Origin of the sequence: Tenacibaculum sp. 190524A05c (genome assembly GCF_964036595.1) — a bacterium.
GTDB classification, from domain to species: Bacteria; Bacteroidota; Bacteroidia; order Flavobacteriales; family Flavobacteriaceae; genus Polaribacter; species Polaribacter platacis.
The window spans coordinates 3082307-3106286 of sequence record NZ_OZ038523.1 but is presented as its reverse complement, the minus strand read 5'-3'; the positions used below and the strand labels follow the sequence as shown (position 1 = coordinate 3106286).

Here is a 23980-nt window from a genome sequence, read left to right as displayed (position 1 = left end):
ATTTAAATTATTTAGCTTTTTGTTGATTTTCTTGAGCTTTTAACTCTAGTTCCGCTTGGAATTCTTCTAATACAGGCTTAACTGTACTTTCAGGTAAATCTGACACCTTTATATACATTAAACCATCAATTGCATTATTAAATTTAGGATCAACATTAAACGCTACTAAACGCGCATTTTGTTTAACGTATTTTTTAATTAATACAGGAATTCGTAATGCTCCAGGCTCAATTTCATCAATTACCTTGTCAAATTTATTCATATCTGACTGCGTAGCATCGAAAACAAAATCCTTGTCTCCATCTTTAAGTTTTACCTTAAATTCTTTTTTAGGATGGATATATTGAGCAACATAAGGATCGTAGTAATGTGATTTCATAAACTCAATCATTAACGACTTAGAGAACTCTGAAAACTGATTACTAATACTTACTCCTCCCATTAAATACTTGTACTTAGGATAACGTAAAGTAACATGTACAATTCCTTTCCAAAGTAAGAATAATGGCATTGGTTTTTGCTGATATTGCTTTATGATAAAAGCTCTACCCATTTCTATAGTTTTCTCCATCATTGGATGAAGTTCTGGCTCAATTTTAAATAGCGATTGAACATAGAAACCATTAATTCCGTATCGTTTGAAAATATCTTTTCCTAATCCCATACGATAAGCTCCAACTACTTGATTCGTATTATTGTCCCATAATAATAAATGGTGGTAATATTTATCGAACTTATCTAAATCGATAGGATTATTTGTTCCTTCTCCAACTTCTCTGAAGGTGATTTCTCTAAGTCTTCCTATCTCGTGAAGAATATTCGGAATTTCTTTAGCATCGGTGAAGAAAACTTCATAGTTTTTACTCTCCAACATTCGCTTTCCATGATCTCTTAATCCGTCTATTTCTTTAATAAATAACTCTGGATTTCTTTGAGATGTAATTTTCTTAGCTTTCTTTGGAAGCTTTAATTTTTGAGTTGAAATTAATTTCTGATTCTTCTCAAAAGGATTTGCCAACATGTACGTTTTCTTACGTAAAAACTCGTAAAATGCTGGAATTTCTTTATAGTTATCTTGATCTTTTACAGAGATAGGTTTTCCTATTCTAACCTTAATAACTCTATTTTTTTGTGATAATAATTCTGATGGTAATTTAGCCGTACGTAATGTGTCACTAATTCTTGACAACACATAAAACAGTCGACTATTTTTAGCATGAAAGTAAATTGGAATTACTGGAACTTTTGCTTTTTTAATCAACTTAACAGCTCCCTCTTCCCATTCTTTATCTACCATTAATTTTCCGTCTCTGTAAGTAGAAACTTCACCTGCTGGGAAAATCCCTAAAGGCTTTCCTTCTCTTAAATGCATTAAGGAACTTTTAATTCCAGCAACACTAGATTTAGCATCCTTATGATCTTCAAAAGGATTCACTGGCATTACATAAGGTTTTAAAGGATCTACCCTATGTAATAAGAAATTCGCAATAATTTTATAGTCTGGACGATGTTCTACCAATAATCTTAAAAGTAAAATACCATCAATACCTCCTAATGGATGATTAGATATTGTTATAAACGGACCATCTTTTGGAATACGTTTAAAGTCTTCCTCTGGAATTTCAAAATCAATTTGAAACTCATCTAAAAGTCCTTTTAAAAATGGTAAATCATTAAGATGCTTATGCTTATTATAAACTTTGTTCGCCGTAGATATTCTTAAAATTTTCATTAGTAGCCATCCAATGAATGTTCCTACTATTCCAAGTTTATCTACTTTTATCGCTTTTGCAACTTCTTTAGATGTAACTAAACCCATAAGTTTGGTGTTAACGTAAAGCGCAAATATATAAGAAAATTGTTTGTCTTAAGCGTTTTCTTGAATAACTAACTGGGCAGTTTCCGTATTAATCTGTCTTATAATTGCTCTTCCTTTACTTTTTATACTCTCAATCGCTTCATCGTTGAAATGTCTCACTGTATATAAAGTAACATCTTTGTATGACTTCATATTGAAGGTAGATTTTAAATCATTATAAAACTTATCGAAGTTATTAAACTTATCTTCAATACATACAGAAAAACTAATGGCTGAGTTTTGAATCAAGTTTACCTTAATTTTGTAATCGTGTAATTTTTTGAAAACTGCACTAATATTATCTTCAACCATAAATGAAAAATCTTTCGCTGAAACCGAGACTAACGTTTGATTTTTCTTTACAATATAACATGGTACTTCAGGCTCTATTCCTTTTGCGCTCCCTGAAACTGCAGTTCCCTCAAGATCTAAATCATCAAATGAACGAACGAATAAAGGAATTTGTTTTTGCTCTAAAGGCTGTATTGTTTTTGGGTGAATTACTGAAGCTCCATAAAATGCCATTTCAATTGCTTCTGTGTAAGATATATTTCTAAGTAATTCTGTTTCTTCAAACACTCTTGGATCCGCATTTAAAACTCCTTGTACATCTTTCCAAATCGTAACACTATCTGCATTTAAACAATATGCAAAAATACCTGCGGTATAATCGGATCCTTCTCTACCAAGTGTAGTTGTATACTCTCCATTATTCCCTAAGAAACCTTGCGTAATATTTAACTTAGAAGTATCTACTTTTTCTTTGATAGTTGCTTCTGTAAGTTCCCAATTAATTTTGGCATCTCTATAGTTACTATCTGTTTTTATAAAGTTTCTTACATCTAACCACTGGTTATCAACACCAATCTTAGCCAAGTAAGCACTTACGATTGTTGTGGAAAGCAACTCTCCAAATCCTACCAATTGATCGTAGATATAGTTGTAATCTTTTGAAGTGTTAATTGCCATTCTTCCAGCAAGTTCACCAAAAAGATATGTTACTTTAGTATAAATCTCATCATTCTTATCAAACAATCCATCCATCATTTCTGTATGGAAATCCTTAATTGCTTGTAAAGCTTCATTCAAATCATCAGACCCATCAACATATGCCTTTATTAAACGCTCAAAAGCGTTAGTCATTTTTCCCATAGCAGAGATAACAACTAATGTATTTTCAGTTCCTTCATGCTGAAGTACTCTCGCTACATTTCTCACCGCATCTGGACTCTTAACAGATGCTCCACCGAACTTAAAAATTCTCATTTATAAATTTCTCTAAATTTTGTTTATTCATTTGAGCAACGTCCCAATCTCTTAATACTTTTGCTCCTGTGTTTTCATAGAAATTGATTGCATTTGTATTCCAGTCTAAAACTTCCCATGCAACACGATTATAATTATTATCATGAGCATATTTTAAAACTGATGCATACAACTCTTTTCCTGCTCCAATTCCTCTTTTTGATGCTGTAACCATTAAATCTTCTAGATGAATCGCTCTACCTTTCCAAGTAGAATATCGTTCATAGAACAATGCCATTCCTATAATTGTTCCATCTGATTCTTCCGCAACAAAGGTTTTAAACCTTGGATTGTCTGAAAAACCGTCACGAATCAAATCATCAACAGATATTTCTACAGCATCTGGTTCTTTTTCAAAAACAGCTAATTCAACAATTAAATCTAAAATTGCTTGTGCGTCATTTTTATTTCCTTCTCGAATTTTAAAACTCATTTTTAAAAAATTTATGCAAAAATACTTTTTATGATACCTTGTTAAAATAAATTACAAATTACAACACATCATTATGTTTTGTTGATTTTTTTTAAGAAAAATTGAAATTAAAATTTCTTTAAACTAAAAAAAGTACAACTCTAACAGTTGTACTTTTTAAAAACTTTCCATCTACTTCTAGATAGATTTCTTTATTCAAATTTTGAGCTATTCCTTACAGTCAGTAAGATCCTCGCAAAATTTGATTAAACTTTTTTCGTTGTTCTTATATTCTTTCTTTTTTGCTTTTGCTGCGACAGTAGGACAACTTTTTGCCATCTTAGCTAGTTGCTTTCTGAATCCAAAAACAAAACTAACTGATTGTGTTGATTTTCCTTTTTCACTTCCATTAGGAACTAGAACTAACTCTTTATCATTAAACTTATAAAGTCCTATTTTATCTGATTCATAAATTACTTGACATAACTTATCTGTTGCTCCTCCTAAAACAAGTTGTCCAACATCAGCAGAACCTGATTTTGTAGACGATTCTTTAAATTTTATGTTCTTAAAATGAAGCCCATCTACAAATAAAATCTCTTTACAAAGATTTGCTTTTCTAACCTTAGTTCCAATAAGAGTTCCATCATTGTCATAGGCTACAGTAGCTACATCATACCCAATTTTCCATATATCTTTCTTTTTGATTTCTACAAGAATAGTATCATTCTTTTTTGTTATTAAGTATGCTTTACTTAATTCTAACTTAGGACTCTCTTTTACTTGTTCAGTTTCTGTCTCTTCTTTTTCATCCTCTACATTACTTAAGTCTTCAGTTACTACCTTCATGTGCCTAGACTTCATGTTATTTTTCTCCATTGACTCTTTTAAAGACTCTGCATATCTTAAGAAACGTCTACCGTCAGATTTATCATAATCATTATCAATTATTTTTTGTCCATATTCCTGAACTTTATCTGGCATATCTAAGTAGTAATAGATATTTGCTAGGTTGTAATAACTAGCATATTTAATTTTTCTCATTTTACGTTTAGTCCCAGGATATTTAGGAATAACACTCTTAAAATACTCTATAACAGGCTTAAGCTCTTTAGCTAATTCGTCTGTAGGCTCATCATACTTCATCTTCGCAAAAGCATTTTTCGCTTTGGTGTACGCATCATTGTGCATTGCATATTCTGGGTGTTTTTTCGATGCTAAAATCCAAAAAACCTCATTTTTTGTGCTGTACGGTACATACCCATATCTTGAATTTAAAAATGATCTAATTCTACTTTTAACTGCTTTTTTGTGTTTGATTCTGTAATTACTTCTTAAATCATATTTATTGTTCTTATAATGCTTTTCAGCTTTGTAATTACTATCAAATGAATTACTAGAATATTTTGAACTTTCTACAAATGATTTTTCATAACTCTTACCCGTTAAAGCATTTATAACATTAATTGTATAAGTAGATTTGTAAGTGGCTTTAGCAACATAAGTGTAAGATACTGATACTACCTTACCATCTTTTTTCTTTTCATGCTTAGTTTTATCTATTCTAGCATCACTTATCGTAGTTCCAGAGGAAGTAAATTTAACGTCGATATTTCCAGGAGCTTTTACCCTTGTAAATCCACTAACCGATACACCTCCTAAATTAATAGAATATGTTCTTTGACTATTATCTAGTATAGGTTCTGACGGCAGATTTACTAAAGAAACGTGAAATCTCTCCCTATCTAAATTAGTTCTCTGACTAAAGGAAATAGTTCCGGTTAATAACAAAAGAAAAAGTAATGTTTTTTTCATAATTAGCTTAATTTTAACATTTTTAAGGCGCAAATGTAATTAAAATAACTTTTTCTTAACATTTAAATATGAATAAAATACAGCATAAACCCAAAACAAAAAACAATAATCTAAATCGTTGTAGTTTAATAAAAAGTTGTCATCTTTGCGTTAACTAAATATTCTTTATTGCTTTATGGCTAAAAAAAATCAAACCCTTGGTGAATTCATTATAGAAAACCAAGCTTCCTTCAAATACACTTCAGGAGAATTGTCAAGACTAATTAACTCTATTCGTTTAGCTGCAAAGGTTGTTAATCATGAAGTGAATAAAGCAGGTTTAGTTGATATTATTGGAGCTGCAGGTGAAACCAATATTCAAGGAGAAGATCAACAAAAACTAGATGTTTATGCTAATGATAAGTTTATCCAAACCTTAACTAATAGAAATATTGTTTGTGGTATTGCAAGTGAAGAAGAAGATGATTTTATAGTTGTAAACAGTCAAGATGAAAATCACCAAAATAAATATGTGGTTTTAATCGACCCTTTAGATGGTTCTTCTAATATTGATGTAAATGTTTCTGTTGGAACAATATTCTCAATTTACAGAAGAGTTACTCCTGTTGGAACTCCCGTTAGCAAGGAAGATTTTTTACAGAAAGGTAGCGAGCAAGTTGCTGCAGGATATGTAGTTTACGGAACCTCAACTATGTTAGTGTATACTACGGGAGATGGTGTTAACGGATTCACATTAAACCCAGCTATCGGGACATTTTATTTATCTCACCCAAATATGCAATTTCCAGAAGACGGAAAAATTTATTCTGTAAACGAAGGAAATTATATTCACTTTCCAATTGGAGTAAAAAAATATATTAAATACTGTCAGGAAGAAGAAGGAGATAGGCCATATACAAGTAGATATATTGGATCATTAGTTTCAGACTTTCATAGAAATATGATTAAAGGAGGAATTTACATGTACCCTAAAAGTTCTAAAAACTCAAATGGTAAATTACGTTTGTTGTACGAATGTAATCCAATGGCATTTTTAGCTGAACAAGCAAAAGGAAAAGCTAGTGATGGTTTTAATAGAATTATGGATGTGCAACCAACTGAATTACATCAACGAATTCCATTTTTCTGTGGAAGTAAAAATATGGTAGAAAAAGCAGAAGAATTTATGTCAAAATATTCATAATGATATTACATTTGCCATTTTTATAAAAATTTATATCATGAAAAAGACGCTTTTACCATTACTTTTAATTTTTATTACAAGTTGTGCAACCGCGAATTTAACTTCAAATAAAGCTAGTTGGTACACAAAAAAAATAAGTAAAACTTACGTTATCGCAAATACTGCGGAACAAGCTGAAACTTTTACAAGAGCACTTTGTAAAGAACTTTTATTCTTGTTTGAAGACAATTCTATCGAGAGTGATTTTGAAATAAGAAATCCATTATCTCTTGACTCTGAACAAGATGTTGAAGATAGAATAAAAGAGTTCAATCCAGACCAATTAATACTAATTAAACAAACATCATTGCACTCTACAAATGGTTTAGTGGACGGCGGTAAATTTGAAATTAGTATAATAGAAAAAGAAAACAAAAAAGTTGTTTGGAAAGGATTATTAGATGTTTACGGTCAATTCGGGATGGAAATGTCTATTAAACAGAGTTTGAAAAAACTAACTGAAAAATTACAACAAGACGGATTACTATAAAATTTAATTATAATAAAATAGTTTTCAAAATAGGATTAACCATTGTTAATCCTATTTTTTTGCAGTAAATTCGTATCAGTTAATTAGTAATCAGATAAACAAAAAATTATGGCTTTTGAATTACCAGAATTAGGATACGCGTACGATGCGTTAGAACCAAATATAGATGCAAGAACAATGGAAATCCACCATTCTAAGCATCACAACGGATATACTAACAAGTTAAATGCTGCAATTGAAGGAACTGATTTAGATGGAAAGTCTATTGAAGATATTTTAACAAACCTTGATATGAACAATGGTGCTGTTCGTAATAACGGAGGAGGATTTTATAACCACTCTTTATTCTGGACAGTAATGAATCCTGAAGATAGAGGATATCTTTCTGGTGAGTTAAAAGATGCTATTGAAGCTGAGTTCGGATCTAAAGAGGCTTTCATTGAAGCTTTTTCTAAAGCTGCAGCTACTCAATTTGGTTCTGGATGGGCATGGTTATGCGTACACAAAGGAGGTAAAGTTGAAGTATGTTCTACTCCAAACCAAGACAACCCTTTAATGCCAGGTGTTACTTGTGGAGGAACTCCTATTTTAGGATTAGACGTATGGGAACATGCTTACTACTTAAATTATCAAAATAGAAGACCAGATTATATTGATGCTTTCTTTAAAGTAATCAACTGGAATGAAGTAGAAAGAAGATATGCTGAAGCAAAGTAATTCTTGAGAAACTACTTTTTCTATAATAAAACAAAAAGCACCCAGATGGGTGCTTTTTTACGTTTAAACTATTTTTGAAAGTGCAAAACTTTTAGACCCTTTCATTTAAAGTTTGTTGTTTGTTATACTTTAAGTAACATTCCTTTTCAAAAAAGTTAAAACGGGTTTTGTCTTCAATATTTTCTGCAGAGAAGACGATAGTAACAAATTAAAATACATAAGCGAACTCAACGTCAGAATGAAGAATCCGAACTCAGCTTCTTTTGGGATTATTTCTACTATTAAATTCATTATCTATATTTTTTTATACCAATTGGTATATTTTTAGCCAAAAAAATTTAAACTCTTAACTCATTCGTTATCATATTCTGCATCACTTCTGCTAAATCTTCCAGATAACTTCCATCTTTCATTACGTGTGACATATATACAGCGCCTTCAATCATGTACGCAAACCTTTTCGCATATATCTCACTATTTACTTCACTTCTCACTTGGTTCGATTCTTTCGCCGCATCAATTAATTTTGTGAACTTATCTAATATTCGTTCGTTATACGATCTCACTAATTTCGAAATCGAAGTTTGCTGATACTCAGAATCTACACCAATATTTAAAATTGGACAGCCTCCAAATTTCTTACTGTAACTATAATAATTTCTGTAAAAACTTGAAACGTTAATTAACCTATCTAACGCTGTGTCCCCCTTTGCAACGTTTGCATTTAAATCTTTAAGAACGGTTCGTATACAATATCGAAAAGCTTCTATTGCCAATTCTTCTTTACTTTCGAAATGACCATAAATTGCTCCTTTCGTTAATCCTGTTGCTTTTGTTATTCCGGATAAACTCATTCCTGAATATCCTTTCTTGTTAAATAACGGAGCAACAGTCTCTAAAATATGTAACCGCGTCCTCTCAGATTTCAACATACCAGACAAATATATAAAAATATACCAAGCGGTATATTTTTTATTGGTTTTTATTAATAATACCTCAAAACAATATTTAAATAACGAAATAAAATAATTTATTATTGTTTATCAATAATTTTATTTATTTTTCATCCTGACAAAATTCACAAAAAATGGACAAAAAACACAAACTCACGGCATTTTTACACCTACTCTCTTCAATTTTATTTTGGTTTTTCATCGTTTTTTTAACATTTGACACAACTTTGAATCTATTTTTTGAGAATTCAGAAATAAAGACAGGTGAAAATTCAAAAATTGCAAATTCAAAAGGATATGCTATTCCGATGAAGGTAAGCTTAAATTTAAAAAAGGAAGGATATATTTATAAAAAAGGTGGTACTTCGGTTCAGGTTTTTAATGATGAGAAACTCAATGAGTCTTTTCTTTATAATGAAACTTTTACAAAAGAATTTATTAAAGAGATAAAATCATCATATGATGAAAGGCAAAAAACAGGAAGTAATTTTATACTTACTGATCCAGCTCAACAAGGTAATTTTGATTTTACTAATAGGACGATTGACTCTAAAACAAGAATAATAGTAAAACCAAAAACTACTTTTTTAACCATAATGTTATTCTTGGACAATTACCATTCTATATTAATTACTATTTTAATTCTATACTTTCTCAAACAAATATTCTATCATTTGAAAAAGGATTTATCTTTCAATATGGAGGTTTCTAAAAATGTTAAACGCATCGGGTTCTTATTAATTTTAATGGAGGTTTTGGGTGCTATATTCAATCTAATCATAGGAATACACATTTCTCATGTAGGCATTGAAACTGATATACTATTTCGTAACGCTTTTGATATTAATTTTAATCCTACGATAGAATTTGATTTATCTATGTTCATAACTGGTTTATCTTTGCTAGTTGTTAGTATACTTCTAAACAAAGGAAATGATTTACAAACTGAAAGTAACTTAACCATTTAAGCTATGCCGATAATTGTAAACTTAGATGTAATGCTCGCAAAGAGAAAAATGAAAAGTAAAGATTTAGCTGAACTTATAGGAATAACAACAGCAAACTTATCCATATTAAAATCTGGAAAAGCAAAAGCAATACGATTTACAACACTAGAAGCCATTTGTAAAGCTTTAGAATGTCAACCAAGTGATATTTTAGAATATCGTAAAGAAGAATAAAAACAAAAAAACTCCAAATTTTGGAGTTTTTTTATGCTTTCAAAGCTTGATCTAGATCTTGTAGTAAGTCTTCTATATTCTCAATTCCAACACTTAATCGAACTAAAGAATCGGTAATCCCTATTTTTAATCGATCTTCCTCGGGAATGGATCCATGCGTCATCGTAACTGGATGGTTAGCTAAACTTTCTACACCTCCTAAAGATTCAGCAAGCGTAAACAACTTTATGTTCTCAAGAAATTTAAACGTAGCTTCTTTACTTTCATCTTTTAACTTGAAAGATACCATACCACCAAAATCTCTCATTTGTTTTTTCGCAACATTATAGTTGGGATGAGATTCAAATCCAGGAAAATACACTTTCCCTACCTTTGGATGGTTCTTTAGAAAATTAGCTACTGCAATTCCATTTTCACAATGACGTTGCATTCGCACATCTAATGTTTTTATTCCTCGTAAAGCTAAAAAAGAATCCATCGGACCAGCAATTGCACCAGCCGCAAACTGAATAAAATGTAACTCTTTGGCAATCTCCTCGGTATTTACCATTAAGGCACCCATTACTAAATCTGAATGTCCTCCAATATATTTGGTTGCCGAATGCATTACAATGTCAACACCCAAATCTAAAGGTTGTTGTATATAAGGAGTAGCAAATGTATTATCAACCGCAATTAAAACATCTTTATTTTGTCTTTTAACAGCATTGCTTATCTCTTCGATATCGGCAATCTTCATTAGAGGATTCGTTGGAGTTTCAATCCAAACTAATTTTGTTTGATCGGAAATTGCTTCAGAAACGTTAGACACGGAATCCATATCTACATATTTGAACTGTAAACCGTACTTTTCAAATAATCTTGTAAACATTCGATACGTTCCACCATACAAATCATCTCCAGCAATTACCTCATCACCAGGTTTGAGTAAACGTAAAACACAATCAATTGCAGCTAAACCAGAAGAAAACGCAAAACCATAATTCGCATTTTCAATTGCAGCTAATGCTTTTTCTAAAGCTGTTCTTGAAGGGTTCGCTGATCTTGAATACGCATATCCTTTATGTTCACCTGGACTGGATTGAGCATATGTAGAAGTTTGAAATATTGGAGGCATGACAGAACCTGTAGATTCCTCAGGTTTTTGACCACCGTGTATAACTTTCGTACTAAATTTCATCACTTCCTTTTTAATTAAACTTCTTAAACCAATTTGGTTAAAGCCATAATAGCTCCTAAATGAATTCCTTCGTGTAAGTTATTAAATGCAATTGCAGTATCTATTGAATCTAGTACAAATCCTGTACTTGTTGGATACTCAGTATACTCTTTAAAAATACCTTCGTTATAATCTTCTATTAAAGTATCAGGTAAACCAACTAAAAGTTCTTTCACTTCCTCAAAATCTTCTGCACTCATCTCTTCAGATGGAGAAGTTCCTTTTCTATACTTTTCAATTAAATCATCTGGCACTAAACATTGTAATCCTGATAATTTATAATGTAGCAACTGTTGTGTAACTACTAAATGAGCAACATTCCAAGCTATATTATTATTAAATCCTTCAGGAATTTTATGCAATTGCTCGTGAGATAATCCCTCAATTCTTTTTAAAACAAGTTCTCTTGATTTTTTTAAAATATCGAATTGTGTATTCATTTTCTGTTTATTTTTGGCGATGATAAAGATACTTATTTAACATGAAGAAAGTCTATTTTTTACAAACTTGTGATACGTGTAGAAGAATTTTAAGAGAGGTAAATCTTGAAGGATTTGAAAAACAAGAAATAAAACAAAACCCTATTACGGTTAATCAACTTGAAGAACTATATAGTTATACAAAAAGCTACGAAGGCTTGTTTAACAAAAGAGCTAAGCTATATAGAGAAATGGACTTGAAAAATCAGAATTTAGAGGAGAAAGACTACAAACAATATATTCTAGACGAATACACCTTTTTAAAGCGACCTGTATTTGTAGTTGAAGATGAAATATTTGTTGGGAACAGCAAAAAAACTGTTGAGCAACTAAAAGAAAAGCTTCTCTAACGAGAAGCTTTCTTATCTTTTAAAGATGATACTATATCTGCAAATTCATCTTGAGTAAGTGACACTTTTAAACCTACCATAACTAGGTTTTCCTCATCGCTATTTGCTTTTACTATAATCTCTTTTATCAAATCTCCTTTTTCTTTAAAATAAATTGCAGCTCTGTCTTTTCCATCTTTCACCTTAACTAAGGTTGTTAACCCATTTCTTCTTGCAAATTTTCTAAAGCTTTTTTCTACAGAATTTCCTTCGTTATTAAAAATTGTGACTTTACAATGTTCTGCTTTCTTTAAAAGCACATCAATTTCCTCAGTATCTTCATCTGAAAGAAAGTTTGTTAACGATACAGGAACACTCATTGAAAATTGTGAGTCTTCTTTATGATCTTTATAAAAATCGTTGTACGCTGTTTTCTGAGCATTAATTGTAAATGCTACTAATACTAATAATGTTGTGAATAATTTCTTCATAATACCTGGTTTTGTAATGAAGACGACATGCTTTAATTTTTGTTACAAAAAAATCCCGCCTAGACGGGATTCTCAATTAAATAACCAATCAACTATTCTAGTGAGTAGCTGCTTTTTCTGATGCATTAACGGCTAAATTAAATACCACTAATCCAAATCCAATTTTATTAATTGCATCTCCTATATTGTAAATTACGTCCATTGCTAAACCTCCGAAGATGCTATCGTACCATCCTGGAGTACCTGCCATATATCCAATCGGATAAATAGCCCAACCCACAAGTACAAACCAACATAATGTTTTATGAGCTGAAAGTACAGCTCCACCAGCTTGTTCTGCCAATTTCTTAGCCGAACCTAACCAAATTTCATATACAATTACAAAATATGCTATACCTGAAATTAATCCCCATAACCATGCTTGATCTCTATATACTGCTTCACCGAAGTAACCTGTAACTAACATTACAACTGAAAGTCCAATTAGTTTCCACATTAGACTCTTCTTTGCTCCTGCGACTTTAAGTATTAAGTAGAATTCAACGCACATTAGAGGAACAGTTAAAATCCAATCTACATATCTAAAAAATGTAGGGGAACTTCCATTACTGTACCAATAATCTCTCATATACCAATAATGCACTGCTGCAATAAATGTAATCAATCCAGAAACCAAGATGGAAGTTCTCCATTTTCTATCGTAATTGTTCATAGAAAAGAAAAAGAAAACTGATGCTGCCATCATGGCCATACAACCAACGAAGAATGTAAAACCTACATAATCGTCTGTAGCGATCGGGGCAATTTTAATAAATGTTAATAAAGAGTTCATTTTGTAAAAAATTATTTGTTTAATCAAATTTACGAAATATTAAACAAAAATGTTTAACTTTATATAAAAAATGTTGAACAAAATATTTTTTTAATGACTGATTACAAGAGTTTTATAATAGTAGCTACATTCTTCTCTCTCTGGATCGCAGTGTTCTTCAGTTACGAAGTTGAAAATTTTCTTGCCTATATTTTAATCCTATCATTTGGCATTATTCACGGTTCAAACGATTTGAAATTAGTTGAGCGTAAGTATGTAAACCTTAAGAAATCGTTCTTTATCAAAATTCTTTCTATATATGTTCTATTTGTTTTAGGAACCAGTGTAATCTTCTACTTTTTTCCAATGATTGCTTTAACCTTATTTGTTCTTTTTAGTGGCTATCACTTTGGTGAAGAACATTTATCAAATACAATTAAAAGAATAAATGTAGTGGCCTCATTTACCTATCTATTTCATGGCTTACTCTTATTCTCTATAATTTTTTATACAAATTATTCGTCTGTATCCACTATAATTAAAGAAATTACTGATATAGATATACCATATATATTCTTTAGAAACTTTTTTTACATATCACTTTCTTTAATTGTAATTTCGTTTTTATTGCATTTGAAAACCAAAACAGTTACTCTCTTAAAAGTAATTGAAGAAAGCTTTTACTTATTAATTCTTTACGTAATCTTTAGAACTGCTTCTTTGATATGGTCTTTTGCAATTTACTTTGTGTTTTGGCATAGTATACCGTCTCTAATAAGACAAGTTAATTATCTATATGGTAACTATAAATTATCAAGTTTTAGAGAGTACTTAAGATCTTCCTTTGTATACTGGTTGATCTCAATTATAGGATTAGGAGTTATTTACTTTCTGTTTAGTAAAAATCAGACTTACTTTACACCTATACTTTTTATTTTATTGGCATGCATAACATTTCCACACGTATGGATAATTTCAAGATTGGATAAAGATTACTAACCTTTATTGTTCAGTAGCTAACCAAGTATTAACGCGTAACTTGGCATTCTCTCTGATATCTTGCCAAAATAAATTAATATCTCCCGCGTGATAATTTTTTAAGAATGACATGAAAAAACGCAATGGAAATTTTGGATTTGTACTCCAAACTAATCCATCTGTAATTTCAACAGTTAGTGCTTTACTGTAAATTTTACCGTTTGTGTATAAAAAGCCTTTATGTTGATTTAATGTAGTCGTATTGGAATCGTTCCAAGTAATTGGATTCGTAGTTACACATCCTTTATACCAATCTTTATCTTTTTTAGGATAATTGTTTCTCTTGTAGGTATTCCAAGAAACATATCCACCAGTTTGATTTGGTGAATTCATTACTTTCAAAACGTTAAAATCTTTTGTTTTAACTCTGATACCCGGTATATAAGCGGCAATGAGTTGTTTTTGTAATGGTTTTCCATCAAAAAACTCCTTTAACAATCTTGATGTATGTGTGGTTCCTTGACTGTGGCCTACCATTATTATAGGTCTACCCTTATTATACTTTTTTAAGTAAACCTCAAAAGCACTTTTTACATCCGAATATGCTAATTCTTGAGCTTCCTTTCCCCCTTCTTTATATAGCTTATATGAACGTAAATGCGCTTGTCTATAAAACGGTACATAAACTTTTCCAGAAGAAGCAAACGCAGATGCTTGCATTAACACTGCTTTATTTACAACGGTTTCATTTTGTTCGACGTCAGTAATTGGAGCATTCCAACGTGTATCTTTTTTATCTGTAATTAATGTAGGATACACGTAAAATACATCTGCCTTTAATGTATCTAATTGATTAGATGCATAAACTTTAAAATCATCTGTGTATTTCCAAGGTAAAACCGCCCAAGAACTCTCTAGGTTATAATCCGGCTTAGGAGGAATATTCTGAGTTAAAAATGCCTGAGTTTTGTAAGTAGATTTACAGTTGTAAAAAACAACTATAAAAAGTAAAAAGTAAAGTTTTCTTAATGAAATTAATTTATGTGTAATCTTCATATGATTTTTCTTCAACTAAATCAGAACCTGTAAGAATATTAATATCTTTCTTCACTACAGATCTATCATCATTAGTAAAATAAACAGCTCGAGCTAAATCGATAAAAGTCTGTCCAAAATCTTTTTTGCGTTCACACTCACGAATATCATCCTCGATCTTCCATAATTTCTTATTAATGGTTAACAAGTTATTATGTAAATCTTTCAACTTAGATTTGTCCGATACTTCATTATAGATAAGTTCAATAATTGGACTCAACACATCATATTCATGTTGAACATTAGCTAATTTCTTCTCATCCTTAATTTCAGAAAGTTTAATTTCTAAAATCGTGTACTTATCTACTATCTCTCCGTTAGATACTTCTATCTTCATATAATAATCTTAAAATAAATTTACGCGAAACGACGCTCAATAATTTCTAATAAACGTGTTTCGTATTCTTCCTTATCACTCCAGTCATAATCAGGTTTTACCATTTTACTGATAAAACTCTTTGCTTCTTTTTCTGTCTTAAAGGTATTTAATTGAGACACCACTCTATTAAAGTTAGCTTGATCTCCTGCAAATAGATGATTTACAAAAGCAATACGATCATTTAAATCGATTTTAATTGTGTTTTGCAATAAATCATTTACCGTTTTTTGAGGTTCAACTTTCTGAAATAAATCAGCCATTACATCAACAGGTAATGTATCTTGAAGCTCATCTTCCAAAGTTGGTTGAGCATCATGATCTTCTATTTTCTTGGCATCTGGTGATTCTACAAATATCTCTTCTTCACCAAATAATAGGTTTTCTAATTCATCGAATGGTTGTTCTACAATTTCTTCAACAACCTGTTTTGTTTCTGCCACCTCTTCTACAGGTTCATCTACTTTATTTTCCTCTTGATCAATTTCACCCTGAACAACCTCTTCTTCAAGAATCTCTTCTGTTAAATTTTCTGGTGTATCGATTTCTTCTTCCTGAACTGGACTCTCTAGCTGAGTTTCAACAATTGTTTCTTCAAGAGACTCTTCCACTAATTCAATAACTTCTTCCTTTACTTCTTCAGCAAGTTGAACCTGTTCTTGTTCTACAATTGACTTATCAGTGGCAACCAATACTTCAGTCTCTTTTGCAATCACAGAAGACTGCTCAATTTTTTCAATTAGCTCTGCTTTCGTTTCTTTTGCTTGTGGAGTTGTATTTATATACTCTTCCACATAAGCTAAAAGCGCTAATTTTTCATAAACCTCGTATGCTTTTTCTTTAAGTGCTAAAACATCTTCTTTATTTTTCATCTGTAAGATGCTGTGTGCTAAACTAGTTAAATCAGACGCTAATTTTTTGTGCATAAGTTATTTGTAGGTTTTAATTTTTGCCTTTAAATTTTAATAAATTTGTTGTTTGTTAAAAGCAAAGCAAAAATAACTAATTGAGCATTAAAATTACAAAATGTTTCTTGAAAACACAGTAAATCATACAGAACAATTTGGGTGGATTGAGGTAATTTGTGGCTCAATGTTTTCTGGCAAAACCGAAGAACTTATTCGTAGATTAAAAAGAGCGAAATTTGCAAAGCAAAGAGTTGAGATTTTTAAACCTGCAATTGATACTCGTTATGATGAGGAAGAAGTAGTTTCTCATAATGATAATAGAATCCGTTCTACTCCGGTACCAGCGTCTGCTAACATAAGATTATTAGCGAATAATGTTGATGTTGTAGGAATTGACGAAGCGCAATTTTTTGATGATGAAATAGTTGCTGTTTGTAATGATCTTGCAAATAGAGGTATTCGTGTAATTGTAGCAGGATTAGATATGGATTTTAAAGGAAATCCGTTTGGCCCAATGCCAGCACTAATGGCTACTGCAGAGTACGTAACTAAGGTTCATGCGGTATGCACTAGAACAGGAAATTTAGCACATTACAGCTTTAGAAAAGCAGAAGGAGAAAACATTGTTATGCTTGGGGAAACTCAAGAATACGAACCACTAAGTAGAGCCGCTTACTATAAAGCCCTAAAAGAACAAAGTATTCAAAAAATAGAGGAGGAAGAATGAATAATCATGTAACAGTTTTAGAAATAGATGCAAATGCAGTTTTGCATAATCTTCAGTTTTTCAAACAAAAATTACAACCACAAACTAAAATATTAGCGGTTGTAAAAGCTTTTGGATATGGAAGTGAAGCTGTTGAAATAGCTAAGATTGTAAAAGATCACGTTGATTATTTTTCTGTTGCCTACTCTAGTGAAGGTATCGCATTAAGAGAAGCGGGTATTGATACTCCAATATTGGTTTTACATCCTCAAATTCAAAATATAGAAGATATTGTTAGATATCGATTAGAACCAAACTTATACAACTTTAAGATTTTTGAAGCTTTCTTGGCATATGCAGATCAGGTTCCTTTAATGAATTACCCAATTCATATAAAGTTCAATACTGGATTAAATAGATTAGGTTTCTGGCATACTGATATTCCAAATATAATTTCAGAATTAAAGAAAACAAATCACGTTGTTGTACAGTCTATCTTTTCACACTTAGCAGCAAGTGAGGATTTAAATGAGCAAGAATTTACGGTGAATCAAATTAATAATTTTGCTTATATCGTAAAGCAAATTTATTCTCACCTTGGTTACGAACCGATGATTCATATTTTAAATACATCAGGAGTTGTACATTATCCGCAAGCACAATTTGATATGGTAAGAATAGGGATTGGTTTATACGGATTTAGTAATACACCAAACGAAACAGCCCAACTAAAAAATACGCACACTCTAAAATCTATTATTTCTCAAATCCATGTAATTCAACCTGGTGAAACCGTAGGATATAACAGAGCTTTTGTGGCAAATAAAGTTACCAAAAGTGCTACGATACCAGTTGGCCATGCAGACGGAATTTCTCGACGCTTGGGAAATAAAAACGGATTCGTAATTATCAATGGGCAACCTGCACCAATTATCGGAAATGTTTGTATGGATATGATAATGGCAGATGTAACTAAAATTGAATGTAAAGAAGGTGACGAAGTAATTGTATTTAATCATCAACAGCATATTGAATATATGGCTCATAAATGTGAAACCATTCCTTACGAGATCTTAACTGCATTATCGCAGAGAATCAAAAGATTGGTGAAACGTTAATTTTTTCTTAAATTACCCTTCTAAATAATCAAAAACAAAAACATATGGGAATGTTAAAAGAGTTTAAGGACTTTGCCATGAAAGGTAATTTAGTAGACATTGCGGTTGGTTTCGTAATGGGTGCTGCCTTCAACAAAGTTGTTGCTTCATTTACAGGAGGAATAGTTTCTCCTTTAATCGGACTTTTATTTAATGCTGACTTTAAAAATTTAAAGTATGTAATTAAAGAAGGAGTTGCAGATGATTTAACAGGTAAAGTTAGTGGTGAAGTTGCTGTATTATACGGTGAATTTATTACTAATGTTATCGATTTTATTATTGTAGCATTTGTAATGTTTATGATTGTAAAAGGTGTTAACGCCATGAAGAAAAAAGAAGAGGAAGCACCAGCTCCACCAGCAGGTCCTACTCAAGAAGAGTTATTAGCTGAAATTAGAGACTTATTAAAGAAAAACTAATTAGTTTTTCTTTTAACTACTACATAAAAAAAGCTCGCAAATTGCGAGCTTTTATTTTTTATAGAATTTTTGAAAACAGATTATACGTGCTTTCCTTTATTCCATCCATGTTTTCCTAAATACTGTTCTCCACTTTCAACCGCACCATCTTCAATACTTGTTCCCATAGAGTCATTCCAACGGTTTAAGTAACCGAATAATGAAATAACACCTAACATCTCAACAATTTCGCCTTCATTCCAGTGTTCATACAAACGAGCTTTAATTGTTTCATCAACAACATTTGGTACTACTGAAGCTGCTAATGAAAAATCTAACGCAGCTCTTTCTGCTTCAGAAAAAGCAGGATGAGTTTTATATTCCCAAATATTATCTAATTTTTCTTGTTCTGCTCCATAACGCTCTGCAGCTCTAATAGCATGAGCCTGGCAATATCTACAACCTGTAGCATTACTACTTACCCAAGCAATCATTCTTTTTAATGCAGAAGTAACGCGACCATGATTAGCCATTACTGCTTTATTTAAGTTAATAAATGCTTTAGATATATCTGGTCTTCTTTGCATTGTCAATACCGAGTTTGGGCAGAAACCTAAAGTTTCATTATAAAAGTCTGACAACCTTTTTGTTTCCTCATCATGATTAGGATCTAACGGTGTAACTAATGGCATAATTTATTTTTTAAGTAGTTTTGTAATTCGACACAAGTAACGAAAAAAATCTCATATGGCATCGAATATTGTAACTACAGAATGGAAGAAAAATTTATTATTTAAAAGCGATAATCCTAACGGAGCTCAGGTTTTAATGGACACCTCTTTTGTAAATGGAGGAAACGAAGTCGGAGCATCTCCAAAAGCATTAATGCTATCATCTTTAGCTGGATGCTCTGGTTTAGACGTAGTTATGATCGCTGAAAAAATGAGAACTTCTTTTGAAGATTTAAGAATAGTTGTTGAAGCCAACTTAACAGATGAACATCCGAAATATTATGATAAAGTTCATGTAAAATACTTTTTTGAAGGAAAGGATCTCGATCAAGAAAAATTAACAAAAGTGGTTAGTTTATCAATAGATAAGTATTGTGGAGTTATGGAAATGTTCAGACAATTTGCAACCGTAACTACTGAAATTATCTTTAATTCCTAAGCATTTATTTTCTCAATAAACTAAGAGGTCCTCTTTTCTGAATTATTCTACCACTTTTATCAGTTACTTCTATTAAAAACCAATACGTATCTGAAGGTAGAATATTTCCATTATAGGTTCCGTCCCAATTTTGACTAGATTCTGAAGTTTGATACAACAGTTTTCCGAATCTATTAAAGATTTGGACTTTCGAAGAGGTATATTCTTGTCTATTATACCCTTCTACAAACCATTTATCTTTAACACCATCATTATTTGGTGTAAAGAATGAAGGATAATTGAATACAGAAAACTCAAAAATCGCAGTTCCACATCCTTTTTTATCTCTAATATACAGTGAATAAATTCCAGGCTGTAGGTTTTGAAAGGAACCATCATCTTGATAATTGATGTTATCCAAAGAAAACTCATATGTTCCTGTTCCTAAGCTTTCATTATTCACTAGAATGGAATTGTTATCTGAATCATCAGCAATGAACATTTGTTCGATTTTAATTGAAGCTATTTCAGATTCTATAACCTCTATTTCTTTAATTTCTGATTTGCATCCAAAAGTTGAAGTCGCCTGAACAAAATAAATTCCTGACTTAGTAATGCTTGCTGTTTCTAAACTGGAGATTGAATTCCCTTCTTCATCCGTCCAAGTATATACATTATTTACACTTGATGGATTGGTAATTGATAGTTCCAAACTCCCCGTATTTAAACACAAAATATTACGTTCTTCTATATCAAAATCAGGAACAGCATTATTAACTGTAGCAGAAACGGTAGTCCTCCCAGAAGAAACACAACCTTTTGAATTTACCGCTTCAACAAAATAATCCATATTAGAACTAATAGTTACTTCATAGTTATTACCAACAAAAACTGGTGTAGTACTCGAAATCGAATCGTACCAACGAACTGTTCCTTCAGATGGAGTAGCTTTCAAAATTACTGTTCCGGAATTACCACAAACAAAACCGTTTTCAGTACTTGTTATAGTTGGTAATGTATTTACAGTAGCCAACACGTCAACTCTAGAGGAAGAAGTACATCCAGGAACGGTTGTTGTAACATAAAAATTTTGAGACGTATTTAAAACTGGTGTCGTAAAATTATTTCCTGTTCCCATTAAGTTTCCTCCAACTGCACTATCATACCATAAAATAGTTCCTCCAGAGGAAGTAGCTGAAAGTGTAACGGAACCTGACCCACAAGTTGAACCTTCTGATACGGTAGTAATTTCGGGCAAATAGATTCGTGTAATTGCAGAAATATTAAGAACCGGATCATCTGGCCAACCACCATATTCAACAATATATCCTTTAGGCTCATAAACACCTGTATCTCCATTTAAGGGTAAATCATTCCAAGAACCTATTGTTCCCACAGAATCATCTGTGATATGAGCATAATCCTCATTACCATTAAAATTGTTTGGCTCGTCTTTGTTCCAAAATGCAAAATTCGGTGAAGATCCTGATGCATTTCCATTCCAAAAAACGGTTCCCATTTCCGGACCTGTTGCCCATTTCCAAACTCCTTCAGTTTCTTCATCTGTGCCACCAATCCAACCTGCTCCGCTTGATTGTTCTCCAACAAAATTAGCTTCGTCTAAAGAAGTTATTGTTGTTAAATATCCTCGCAATCCAAAATATGTTCTATTTTCTGCAAGTGTTTTCGCTTGAGACCAAGAAATTCCTACATCTGGAATAAACTCATAATAATGTTGAGTTGAGGGTAAATAGTTTGCATTTCCAATGGTTAATGAAAATAATTTTTCTCCAGAGATATTCTGATTTGTACTTTCAAAAACAACTTGATTGACAGCACTAATCAAATCTGAATGTGAGATTGAACTACCTCCAATTCCATTAAGAGTTAATTTACCTTCTCTATCATCCCATGTCGAAACGATGTTTGGATGACTTCCTATTAACCGAAGAATATCTCTATTTGAATCATAATTAGATGAAATTTGAATTGAAAAGAATTCAACTGTGGTATCATCTTCATCTGTGATATTAAAACTTGTAACTACCGGGATTTGTGATAAAGGACAATATACTTGATCACCTGATGCAGTTAAAACGGGAGGCTTATTTTGACATAAAACCTTGAACTGAAACAACAATAAAACAACAACACCAAATATCAGTTTCTTTGATTTCATATATGAATGAATTACTTTTACCCGTTAAAACAAATTTACGTTTTTTAAAATTATGCGATGGAAACTTAAATCAAAGCCAGATTCGGCAACTACAAAAAAATTAGCTCATGAATTATCTATTAACACGAAATTGGCTTCTATTTTAGTCCAAAGAGGAATTACCTCTTTCGATGAAGCCAAACACTTTTTCAGACCTTCTTTAGAAGATTTACATGATCCTTTTTTAATGAAGGATATGGAAAAAGCGGTATCTCGAATTGAAAAAGCCATTCAAAACAACGAACAGATTTTAATCTATGGAGATTATGATGTTGATGGAACTACATCAGTATCATTAATGTACACCTATTTGAAACAGCAATATTCAAACATCGCAACTTATATCCCTGATAGATATAAAGAAGGATATGGTGTTTCATATCAAGGAATTGATTTTGCTGCTGACAATGATTTTAGTTTAATTATTGCATTAGACTGTGGAATAAAAGCAATTGAAAAAGTAGCATATGCAAAAGAAAAAGGAATTGACTTTATAATTTGTGATCATCATAAACCAGGAGATGAAATCCCTAAAGCAACGGCAGTTTTAAATCCAAAACGAGTGGATTGTGAATATCCGTATAAAGAACTTTGTGGTTGTGGTGTAGGTTTTAAATTAATTCAAGCACTGGCTTCTAAAGGAAATAAAGAACTTGATGAATTATTACCATTACTGGATTTAGTTGCCACTGCCATCGCTGCGGACATTGTACCGATGACTGGAGAAAATAGAATCTTAGCGTATTATGGTTTAAAAGTAATAAACGAACAACCTAGAATTGGAATTCATGCGTTAATCAAAAATCTCGAGAAAAAAGAACTTACAATTTCTGATGTTGTTTTTATAATTGCTCCAAGAATTAACGCTGCTGGTAGAATTAAACATGCGAATTATGCTGTTGAATTACTAACCTCATCAAATGAAGAATTAGCTTCAGAAATAGCAACTGCAATTGAAGAATTTAATGGTCATCGTAAAGAGTTAGATAAAGAAATTACAGCTGCAGCTTTAGTTCAAATTGAAGAAAACGATGAAATTGAAAGATTCACCACAGTTGTTTACGATGAAGACTGGCATAAGGGTGTAATTGGTATTGTAGCTTCTCGTTTAACAGAAACCTATTATAGACCTACAATTGTTTTTACAAAAAGTGAAGGAAAACTTGCTGCATCTGCAAGATCTGTAAAAGGGTTTGATGTTTATGATGCACTTCATAAATGCTCAGAGTTTATAGAGCAATTTGGTGGACACAAATATGCAGCAGGATTAACAATCCTACCTGAGAATTACGAAAGTTTTAAAAACAAGTTTGAAGAGGTGGTTAAAAATTCAATTGATGAAGACCTTCTAACTCCAGAAATTGTTGTTGATACCGAACTTGAGTTCTCAGACATCTCTCCAAAATTTTATAGGATATTACAACAAATGGCTCCTTTTGGACCAGAGAACAGAAAACCAATATTTAAAAGTTCATCTGTAAGAGATAATGGATATGGAAAACGTGTTGGTCAAGATAAAACACATTTAAAATTAAGTTTGTTTCAAGGGAAACCAGAAAGTGTGATAAATGCTATTGGATTTAGTCTTGGTGATAAAATAGATCATATTAATAATGATTTCGATATCCTTTATCAATTAGATGAAAACACGTGGAATGGACGCACATCATTGCAATTACAATTAAAAGATTTAAAATAATTTATTTAGACTAA

26 protein-coding genes are annotated in these 23980 nt (G+C 31.5%); 12 read left to right on the top strand and 14 right to left on the bottom strand.

Annotation, left to right across the window (positions count from 1 at the left end; translation table 11 throughout):
* Window positions 1–7: 7 nt before the first annotated feature.
* The 4 genes from ABNT61_RS13635 to ABNT61_RS13620 form a co-directional block, all read right to left on the bottom strand.
* Window positions 8–1819, bottom strand: coding sequence for a lysophospholipid acyltransferase family protein (locus ABNT61_RS13635; RefSeq protein ID WP_348723128.1), 1812 nt, complete (start codon window positions 1817–1819; stop codon window positions 8–10).
* A gap of 48 nt (window positions 1820–1867) precedes the next feature.
* Window positions 1868–3124: an aspartate kinase gene (locus ABNT61_RS13630; RefSeq protein ID WP_348743628.1), complete on the bottom strand. Its 1257-nt coding sequence runs from the start codon at window positions 3122–3124 to the stop codon at window positions 1868–1870.
* Window positions 3111–3596 (bottom strand): GNAT family N-acetyltransferase, encoded by a 486-nt coding sequence (locus ABNT61_RS13625; protein ID WP_348710345.1) that lies wholly within the window; start codon window positions 3594–3596, stop codon window positions 3111–3113. The genes ABNT61_RS13630 and ABNT61_RS13625 overlap by 14 nt, the downstream gene beginning before the upstream one ends.
* A gap of 207 nt (window positions 3597–3803) precedes the next feature.
* Entirely contained in the window at window positions 3804–5390 is a 1587-nt protein-coding gene (locus tag ABNT61_RS13620) for a hypothetical protein (RefSeq protein WP_348743627.1), read from the bottom strand.
* A 175-nt stretch (window positions 5391–5565) separates the two neighbouring features.
* Here ABNT61_RS13620 and fbp point away from each other — a divergent pair, with 175 nt between their 5' ends.
* The 3 genes from fbp (at window position 5566) to ABNT61_RS13605 (ending at window position 7819) form a co-directional block, all read left to right on the top strand.
* Window positions 5566–6573: a class 1 fructose-bisphosphatase gene (fbp, locus tag ABNT61_RS13615; protein WP_348741010.1), complete on the top strand. Its 1008-nt coding sequence runs from the start codon at window positions 5566–5568 to the stop codon at window positions 6571–6573.
* Between the two features lie 37 nt (window positions 6574–6610).
* Window positions 6611–7102 carry a hypothetical protein gene (locus ABNT61_RS13610; protein ID WP_348741011.1) on the top strand — a complete coding sequence of 164 codons (492 nt, stop codon included), beginning with the start codon at window positions 6611–6613 and terminating at the stop codon, window positions 7100–7102.
* Window positions 7103–7210: 108 nt separating this feature from the next.
* Window positions 7211–7819 carry a superoxide dismutase gene (locus tag ABNT61_RS13605; protein ID WP_348723130.1) on the top strand — a complete coding sequence of 203 codons (609 nt, stop codon included), beginning with the start codon at window positions 7211–7213 and terminating at the stop codon, window positions 7817–7819.
* A gap of 338 nt (window positions 7820–8157) precedes the next feature.
* Here the strand turns inward: ABNT61_RS13605 and ABNT61_RS13600 are convergent, their stop codons facing one another.
* The gene (locus ABNT61_RS13600; RefSeq protein WP_348723132.1) at window positions 8158–8751 is read right to left on the bottom strand and encodes a TetR/AcrR family transcriptional regulator; all 594 of its coding nucleotides are present in this window, start codon (window positions 8749–8751) and stop codon (window positions 8158–8160) included.
* Window positions 8752–8999: 248 nt separating this feature from the next.
* Here ABNT61_RS13600 and ABNT61_RS13595 point away from each other — a divergent pair, with 248 nt between their 5' ends.
* Window positions 9000–9740 (top strand): hypothetical protein, encoded by a 741-nt coding sequence (locus ABNT61_RS13595; RefSeq protein WP_348743626.1) that lies wholly within the window; start codon window positions 9000–9002, stop codon window positions 9738–9740.
* A gap of 3 nt (window positions 9741–9743) precedes the next feature.
* Window positions 9744–9953, top strand: a complete 210-nt coding sequence (locus ABNT61_RS13590; RefSeq protein WP_348710351.1) for a helix-turn-helix transcriptional regulator — start codon at window positions 9744–9746, stop codon at window positions 9951–9953.
* Window positions 9954–9984: 31 nt separating this feature from the next.
* Here the strand turns inward: ABNT61_RS13590 and ABNT61_RS13585 are convergent, their stop codons facing one another.
* On the bottom strand, window positions 9985–11133 hold the full coding sequence (locus tag ABNT61_RS13585; RefSeq protein WP_348743625.1) for a cystathionine gamma-synthase: 1149 nt from the start codon (window positions 11131–11133) through the stop codon (window positions 9985–9987).
* A gap of 23 nt (window positions 11134–11156) precedes the next feature.
* Window positions 11157–11612 carry a DinB family protein gene (locus tag ABNT61_RS13580; RefSeq protein ID WP_348710353.1) on the bottom strand — a complete coding sequence of 152 codons (456 nt, stop codon included), beginning with the start codon at window positions 11610–11612 and terminating at the stop codon, window positions 11157–11159.
* 41 nt (window positions 11613–11653) lie between these two features.
* Here ABNT61_RS13580 and ABNT61_RS13575 point away from each other — a divergent pair, with 41 nt between their 5' ends.
* Window positions 11654–12001 (top strand): arsenate reductase family protein, encoded by a 348-nt coding sequence (locus tag ABNT61_RS13575; protein WP_348743624.1) that lies wholly within the window; start codon window positions 11654–11656, stop codon window positions 11999–12001.
* Here the strand turns inward: ABNT61_RS13575 and ABNT61_RS13570 are convergent.
* Together ABNT61_RS13570 and ABNT61_RS13565 are read right to left on the bottom strand one after the other, a co-directional pair.
* Window positions 11998–12471 (bottom strand): DUF4252 domain-containing protein, encoded by a 474-nt coding sequence (locus ABNT61_RS13570; RefSeq protein ID WP_348743623.1) that lies wholly within the window; start codon window positions 12469–12471, stop codon window positions 11998–12000. The two genes, ABNT61_RS13575 and ABNT61_RS13570, sit on opposite strands and share 4 nt — an antisense overlap.
* 97 nt (window positions 12472–12568) lie before the next feature.
* On the bottom strand, window positions 12569–13303 hold the full coding sequence (locus tag ABNT61_RS13565) for a bacteriorhodopsin-like (protein ID WP_348710356.1): 735 nt from the start codon (window positions 13301–13303) through the stop codon (window positions 12569–12571).
* A gap of 93 nt (window positions 13304–13396) precedes the next feature.
* On the opposite strand from ABNT61_RS13565, the gene ABNT61_RS13560 reads away from it, so the two are divergent.
* Window positions 13397–14281, top strand: coding sequence for a Brp/Blh family beta-carotene 15,15'-dioxygenase (locus ABNT61_RS13560; protein ID WP_348741017.1), 885 nt, complete (start codon window positions 13397–13399; stop codon window positions 14279–14281).
* A 3-nt stretch (window positions 14282–14284) separates the two neighbouring features.
* On the opposite strand, the gene ABNT61_RS13555 is transcribed toward ABNT61_RS13560, so the two are convergent.
* From ABNT61_RS13555 to ABNT61_RS13545, 3 genes are read right to left on the bottom strand one after another with little or no spacing between them, the layout of a single operon-like run.
* The gene (locus tag ABNT61_RS13555) at window positions 14285–15316 is read right to left on the bottom strand and encodes a DUF3089 domain-containing protein (RefSeq protein WP_348743622.1); all 1032 of its coding nucleotides are present in this window, start codon (window positions 15314–15316) and stop codon (window positions 14285–14287) included.
* On the bottom strand, window positions 15300–15692 hold the full coding sequence (locus ABNT61_RS13550; protein ID WP_348710360.1) for a DUF6165 family protein: 393 nt from the start codon (window positions 15690–15692) through the stop codon (window positions 15300–15302). Before ABNT61_RS13550 ends, ABNT61_RS13555 begins: the two co-directional genes overlap by 17 nt.
* 20 nt (window positions 15693–15712) lie before the next feature.
* The gene (locus ABNT61_RS13545) at window positions 15713–16657 is read right to left on the bottom strand and encodes a hypothetical protein (RefSeq protein ID WP_348743621.1); all 945 of its coding nucleotides are present in this window, start codon (window positions 16655–16657) and stop codon (window positions 15713–15715) included.
* Window positions 16658–16757: 100 nt separating this feature from the next.
* Between ABNT61_RS13545 and ABNT61_RS13540 the strand changes: the two genes are divergently transcribed.
* From ABNT61_RS13540 to mscL, 3 genes are read left to right on the top strand one after another with little or no spacing between them, the layout of a single operon-like run.
* Window positions 16758–17366, top strand: coding sequence for a thymidine kinase (locus tag ABNT61_RS13540; RefSeq protein WP_348710364.1), 609 nt, complete (start codon window positions 16758–16760; stop codon window positions 17364–17366).
* On the top strand, window positions 17363–18463 hold the full coding sequence (alr, locus tag ABNT61_RS13535; RefSeq protein WP_348710366.1) for an alanine racemase: 1101 nt from the start codon (window positions 17363–17365) through the stop codon (window positions 18461–18463). Before ABNT61_RS13540 ends, alr begins: the two co-directional genes overlap by 4 nt.
* 44 nt (window positions 18464–18507) lie before the next feature.
* Window positions 18508–18921, top strand: a complete 414-nt coding sequence (gene mscL / locus ABNT61_RS13530; RefSeq protein WP_348743620.1) for a large-conductance mechanosensitive channel protein MscL — start codon at window positions 18508–18510, stop codon at window positions 18919–18921.
* 80 nt (window positions 18922–19001) lie between these two features.
* Here the strand turns inward: mscL and ABNT61_RS13525 are convergent, their stop codons facing one another.
* On the bottom strand, window positions 19002–19592 hold the full coding sequence (locus ABNT61_RS13525; RefSeq protein ID WP_348741022.1) for a carboxymuconolactone decarboxylase family protein: 591 nt from the start codon (window positions 19590–19592) through the stop codon (window positions 19002–19004).
* 55 nt (window positions 19593–19647) lie between these two features.
* Here ABNT61_RS13525 and ABNT61_RS13520 point away from each other — a divergent pair, with 55 nt between their 5' ends.
* Window positions 19648–20070 carry an OsmC family protein gene (locus tag ABNT61_RS13520; RefSeq protein ID WP_348743619.1) on the top strand — a complete coding sequence of 141 codons (423 nt, stop codon included), beginning with the start codon at window positions 19648–19650 and terminating at the stop codon, window positions 20068–20070.
* Between the two features lie 4 nt (window positions 20071–20074).
* Here the strand turns inward: ABNT61_RS13520 and ABNT61_RS13515 are convergent, their stop codons facing one another.
* Window positions 20075–22228: a T9SS type B sorting domain-containing protein gene (locus ABNT61_RS13515; protein ID WP_348743618.1), complete on the bottom strand. Its 2154-nt coding sequence runs from the start codon at window positions 22226–22228 to the stop codon at window positions 20075–20077.
* Window positions 22229–22280: 52 nt separating this feature from the next.
* Here ABNT61_RS13515 and recJ point away from each other — a divergent pair, with 52 nt between their 5' ends.
* Window positions 22281–23966, top strand: coding sequence for a single-stranded-DNA-specific exonuclease RecJ (recJ, locus tag ABNT61_RS13510; RefSeq protein WP_348743617.1), 1686 nt, complete (start codon window positions 22281–22283; stop codon window positions 23964–23966).
* The last annotated feature ends 14 nt before the right edge of the window (window positions 23967–23980 follow it).

Coding starts and splice junctions, on each gene's coding strand:
- ABNT61_RS13635 (WP_348723128.1), bottom strand. CDS start 1,819: ATGGGTTTAGTTACATCTAAAGAAGTTGCAAAAGCGATAAAAGTAGAT.
- ABNT61_RS13630 (WP_348743628.1), bottom strand. CDS start 3,124: ATGAGAATTTTTAAGTTCGGTGGAGCATCTGTTAAGAGTCCAGATGCG.
- ABNT61_RS13625 (WP_348710345.1), bottom strand. CDS start 3,596: ATGAGTTTTAAAATTCGAGAAGGAAATAAAAATGACGCACAAGCAATT.
- ABNT61_RS13620 (WP_348743627.1), bottom strand. CDS start 5,390: ATGAAAAAAACATTACTTTTTCTTTTGTTATTAACCGGAACTATTTCC.
- fbp (WP_348741010.1), top strand. CDS start 5,566: ATGGCTAAAAAAAATCAAACCCTTGGTGAATTCATTATAGAAAACCAA.
- ABNT61_RS13610 (WP_348741011.1), top strand. CDS start 6,611: ATGAAAAAGACGCTTTTACCATTACTTTTAATTTTTATTACAAGTTGT.
- ABNT61_RS13605 (WP_348723130.1), top strand. CDS start 7,211: ATGGCTTTTGAATTACCAGAATTAGGATACGCGTACGATGCGTTAGAA.
- ABNT61_RS13600 (WP_348723132.1), bottom strand. CDS start 8,751: ATGTTGAAATCTGAGAGGACGCGGTTACATATTTTAGAGACTGTTGCT.
- ABNT61_RS13590 (WP_348710351.1), top strand. CDS start 9,744: ATGCCGATAATTGTAAACTTAGATGTAATGCTCGCAAAGAGAAAAATG.
- ABNT61_RS13585 (WP_348743625.1), bottom strand. CDS start 11,133: ATGAAATTTAGTACGAAAGTTATACACGGTGGTCAAAAACCTGAGGAA.
- ABNT61_RS13580 (WP_348710353.1), bottom strand. CDS start 11,612: ATGAATACACAATTCGATATTTTAAAAAAATCAAGAGAACTTGTTTTA.
- ABNT61_RS13575 (WP_348743624.1), top strand. CDS start 11,654: ATGAAGAAAGTCTATTTTTTACAAACTTGTGATACGTGTAGAAGAATT.
- ABNT61_RS13570 (WP_348743623.1), bottom strand. CDS start 12,471: ATGAAGAAATTATTCACAACATTATTAGTATTAGTAGCATTTACAATT.
- ABNT61_RS13565 (WP_348710356.1), bottom strand. CDS start 13,303: ATGAACTCTTTATTAACATTTATTAAAATTGCCCCGATCGCTACAGAC.
- ABNT61_RS13560 (WP_348741017.1), top strand. CDS start 13,397: ATGACTGATTACAAGAGTTTTATAATAGTAGCTACATTCTTCTCTCTC.
- ABNT61_RS13555 (WP_348743622.1), bottom strand. CDS start 15,316: ATGAAGATTACACATAAATTAATTTCATTAAGAAAACTTTACTTTTTA.
- ABNT61_RS13550 (WP_348710360.1), bottom strand. CDS start 15,692: ATGAAGATAGAAGTATCTAACGGAGAGATAGTAGATAAGTACACGATT.
- ABNT61_RS13545 (WP_348743621.1), bottom strand. CDS start 16,657: ATGCACAAAAAATTAGCGTCTGATTTAACTAGTTTAGCACACAGCATC.
- ABNT61_RS13540 (WP_348710364.1), top strand. CDS start 16,758: ATGTTTCTTGAAAACACAGTAAATCATACAGAACAATTTGGGTGGATT.
- alr (WP_348710366.1), top strand. CDS start 17,363: ATGAATAATCATGTAACAGTTTTAGAAATAGATGCAAATGCAGTTTTG.
- mscL (WP_348743620.1), top strand. CDS start 18,508: ATGGGAATGTTAAAAGAGTTTAAGGACTTTGCCATGAAAGGTAATTTA.
- ABNT61_RS13525 (WP_348741022.1), bottom strand. CDS start 19,592: ATGCCATTAGTTACACCGTTAGATCCTAATCATGATGAGGAAACAAAA.
- ABNT61_RS13520 (WP_348743619.1), top strand. CDS start 19,648: ATGGCATCGAATATTGTAACTACAGAATGGAAGAAAAATTTATTATTT.
- ABNT61_RS13515 (WP_348743618.1), bottom strand. CDS start 22,228: ATGAAATCAAAGAAACTGATATTTGGTGTTGTTGTTTTATTGTTGTTT.
- recJ (WP_348743617.1), top strand. CDS start 22,281: ATGCGATGGAAACTTAAATCAAAGCCAGATTCGGCAACTACAAAAAAA.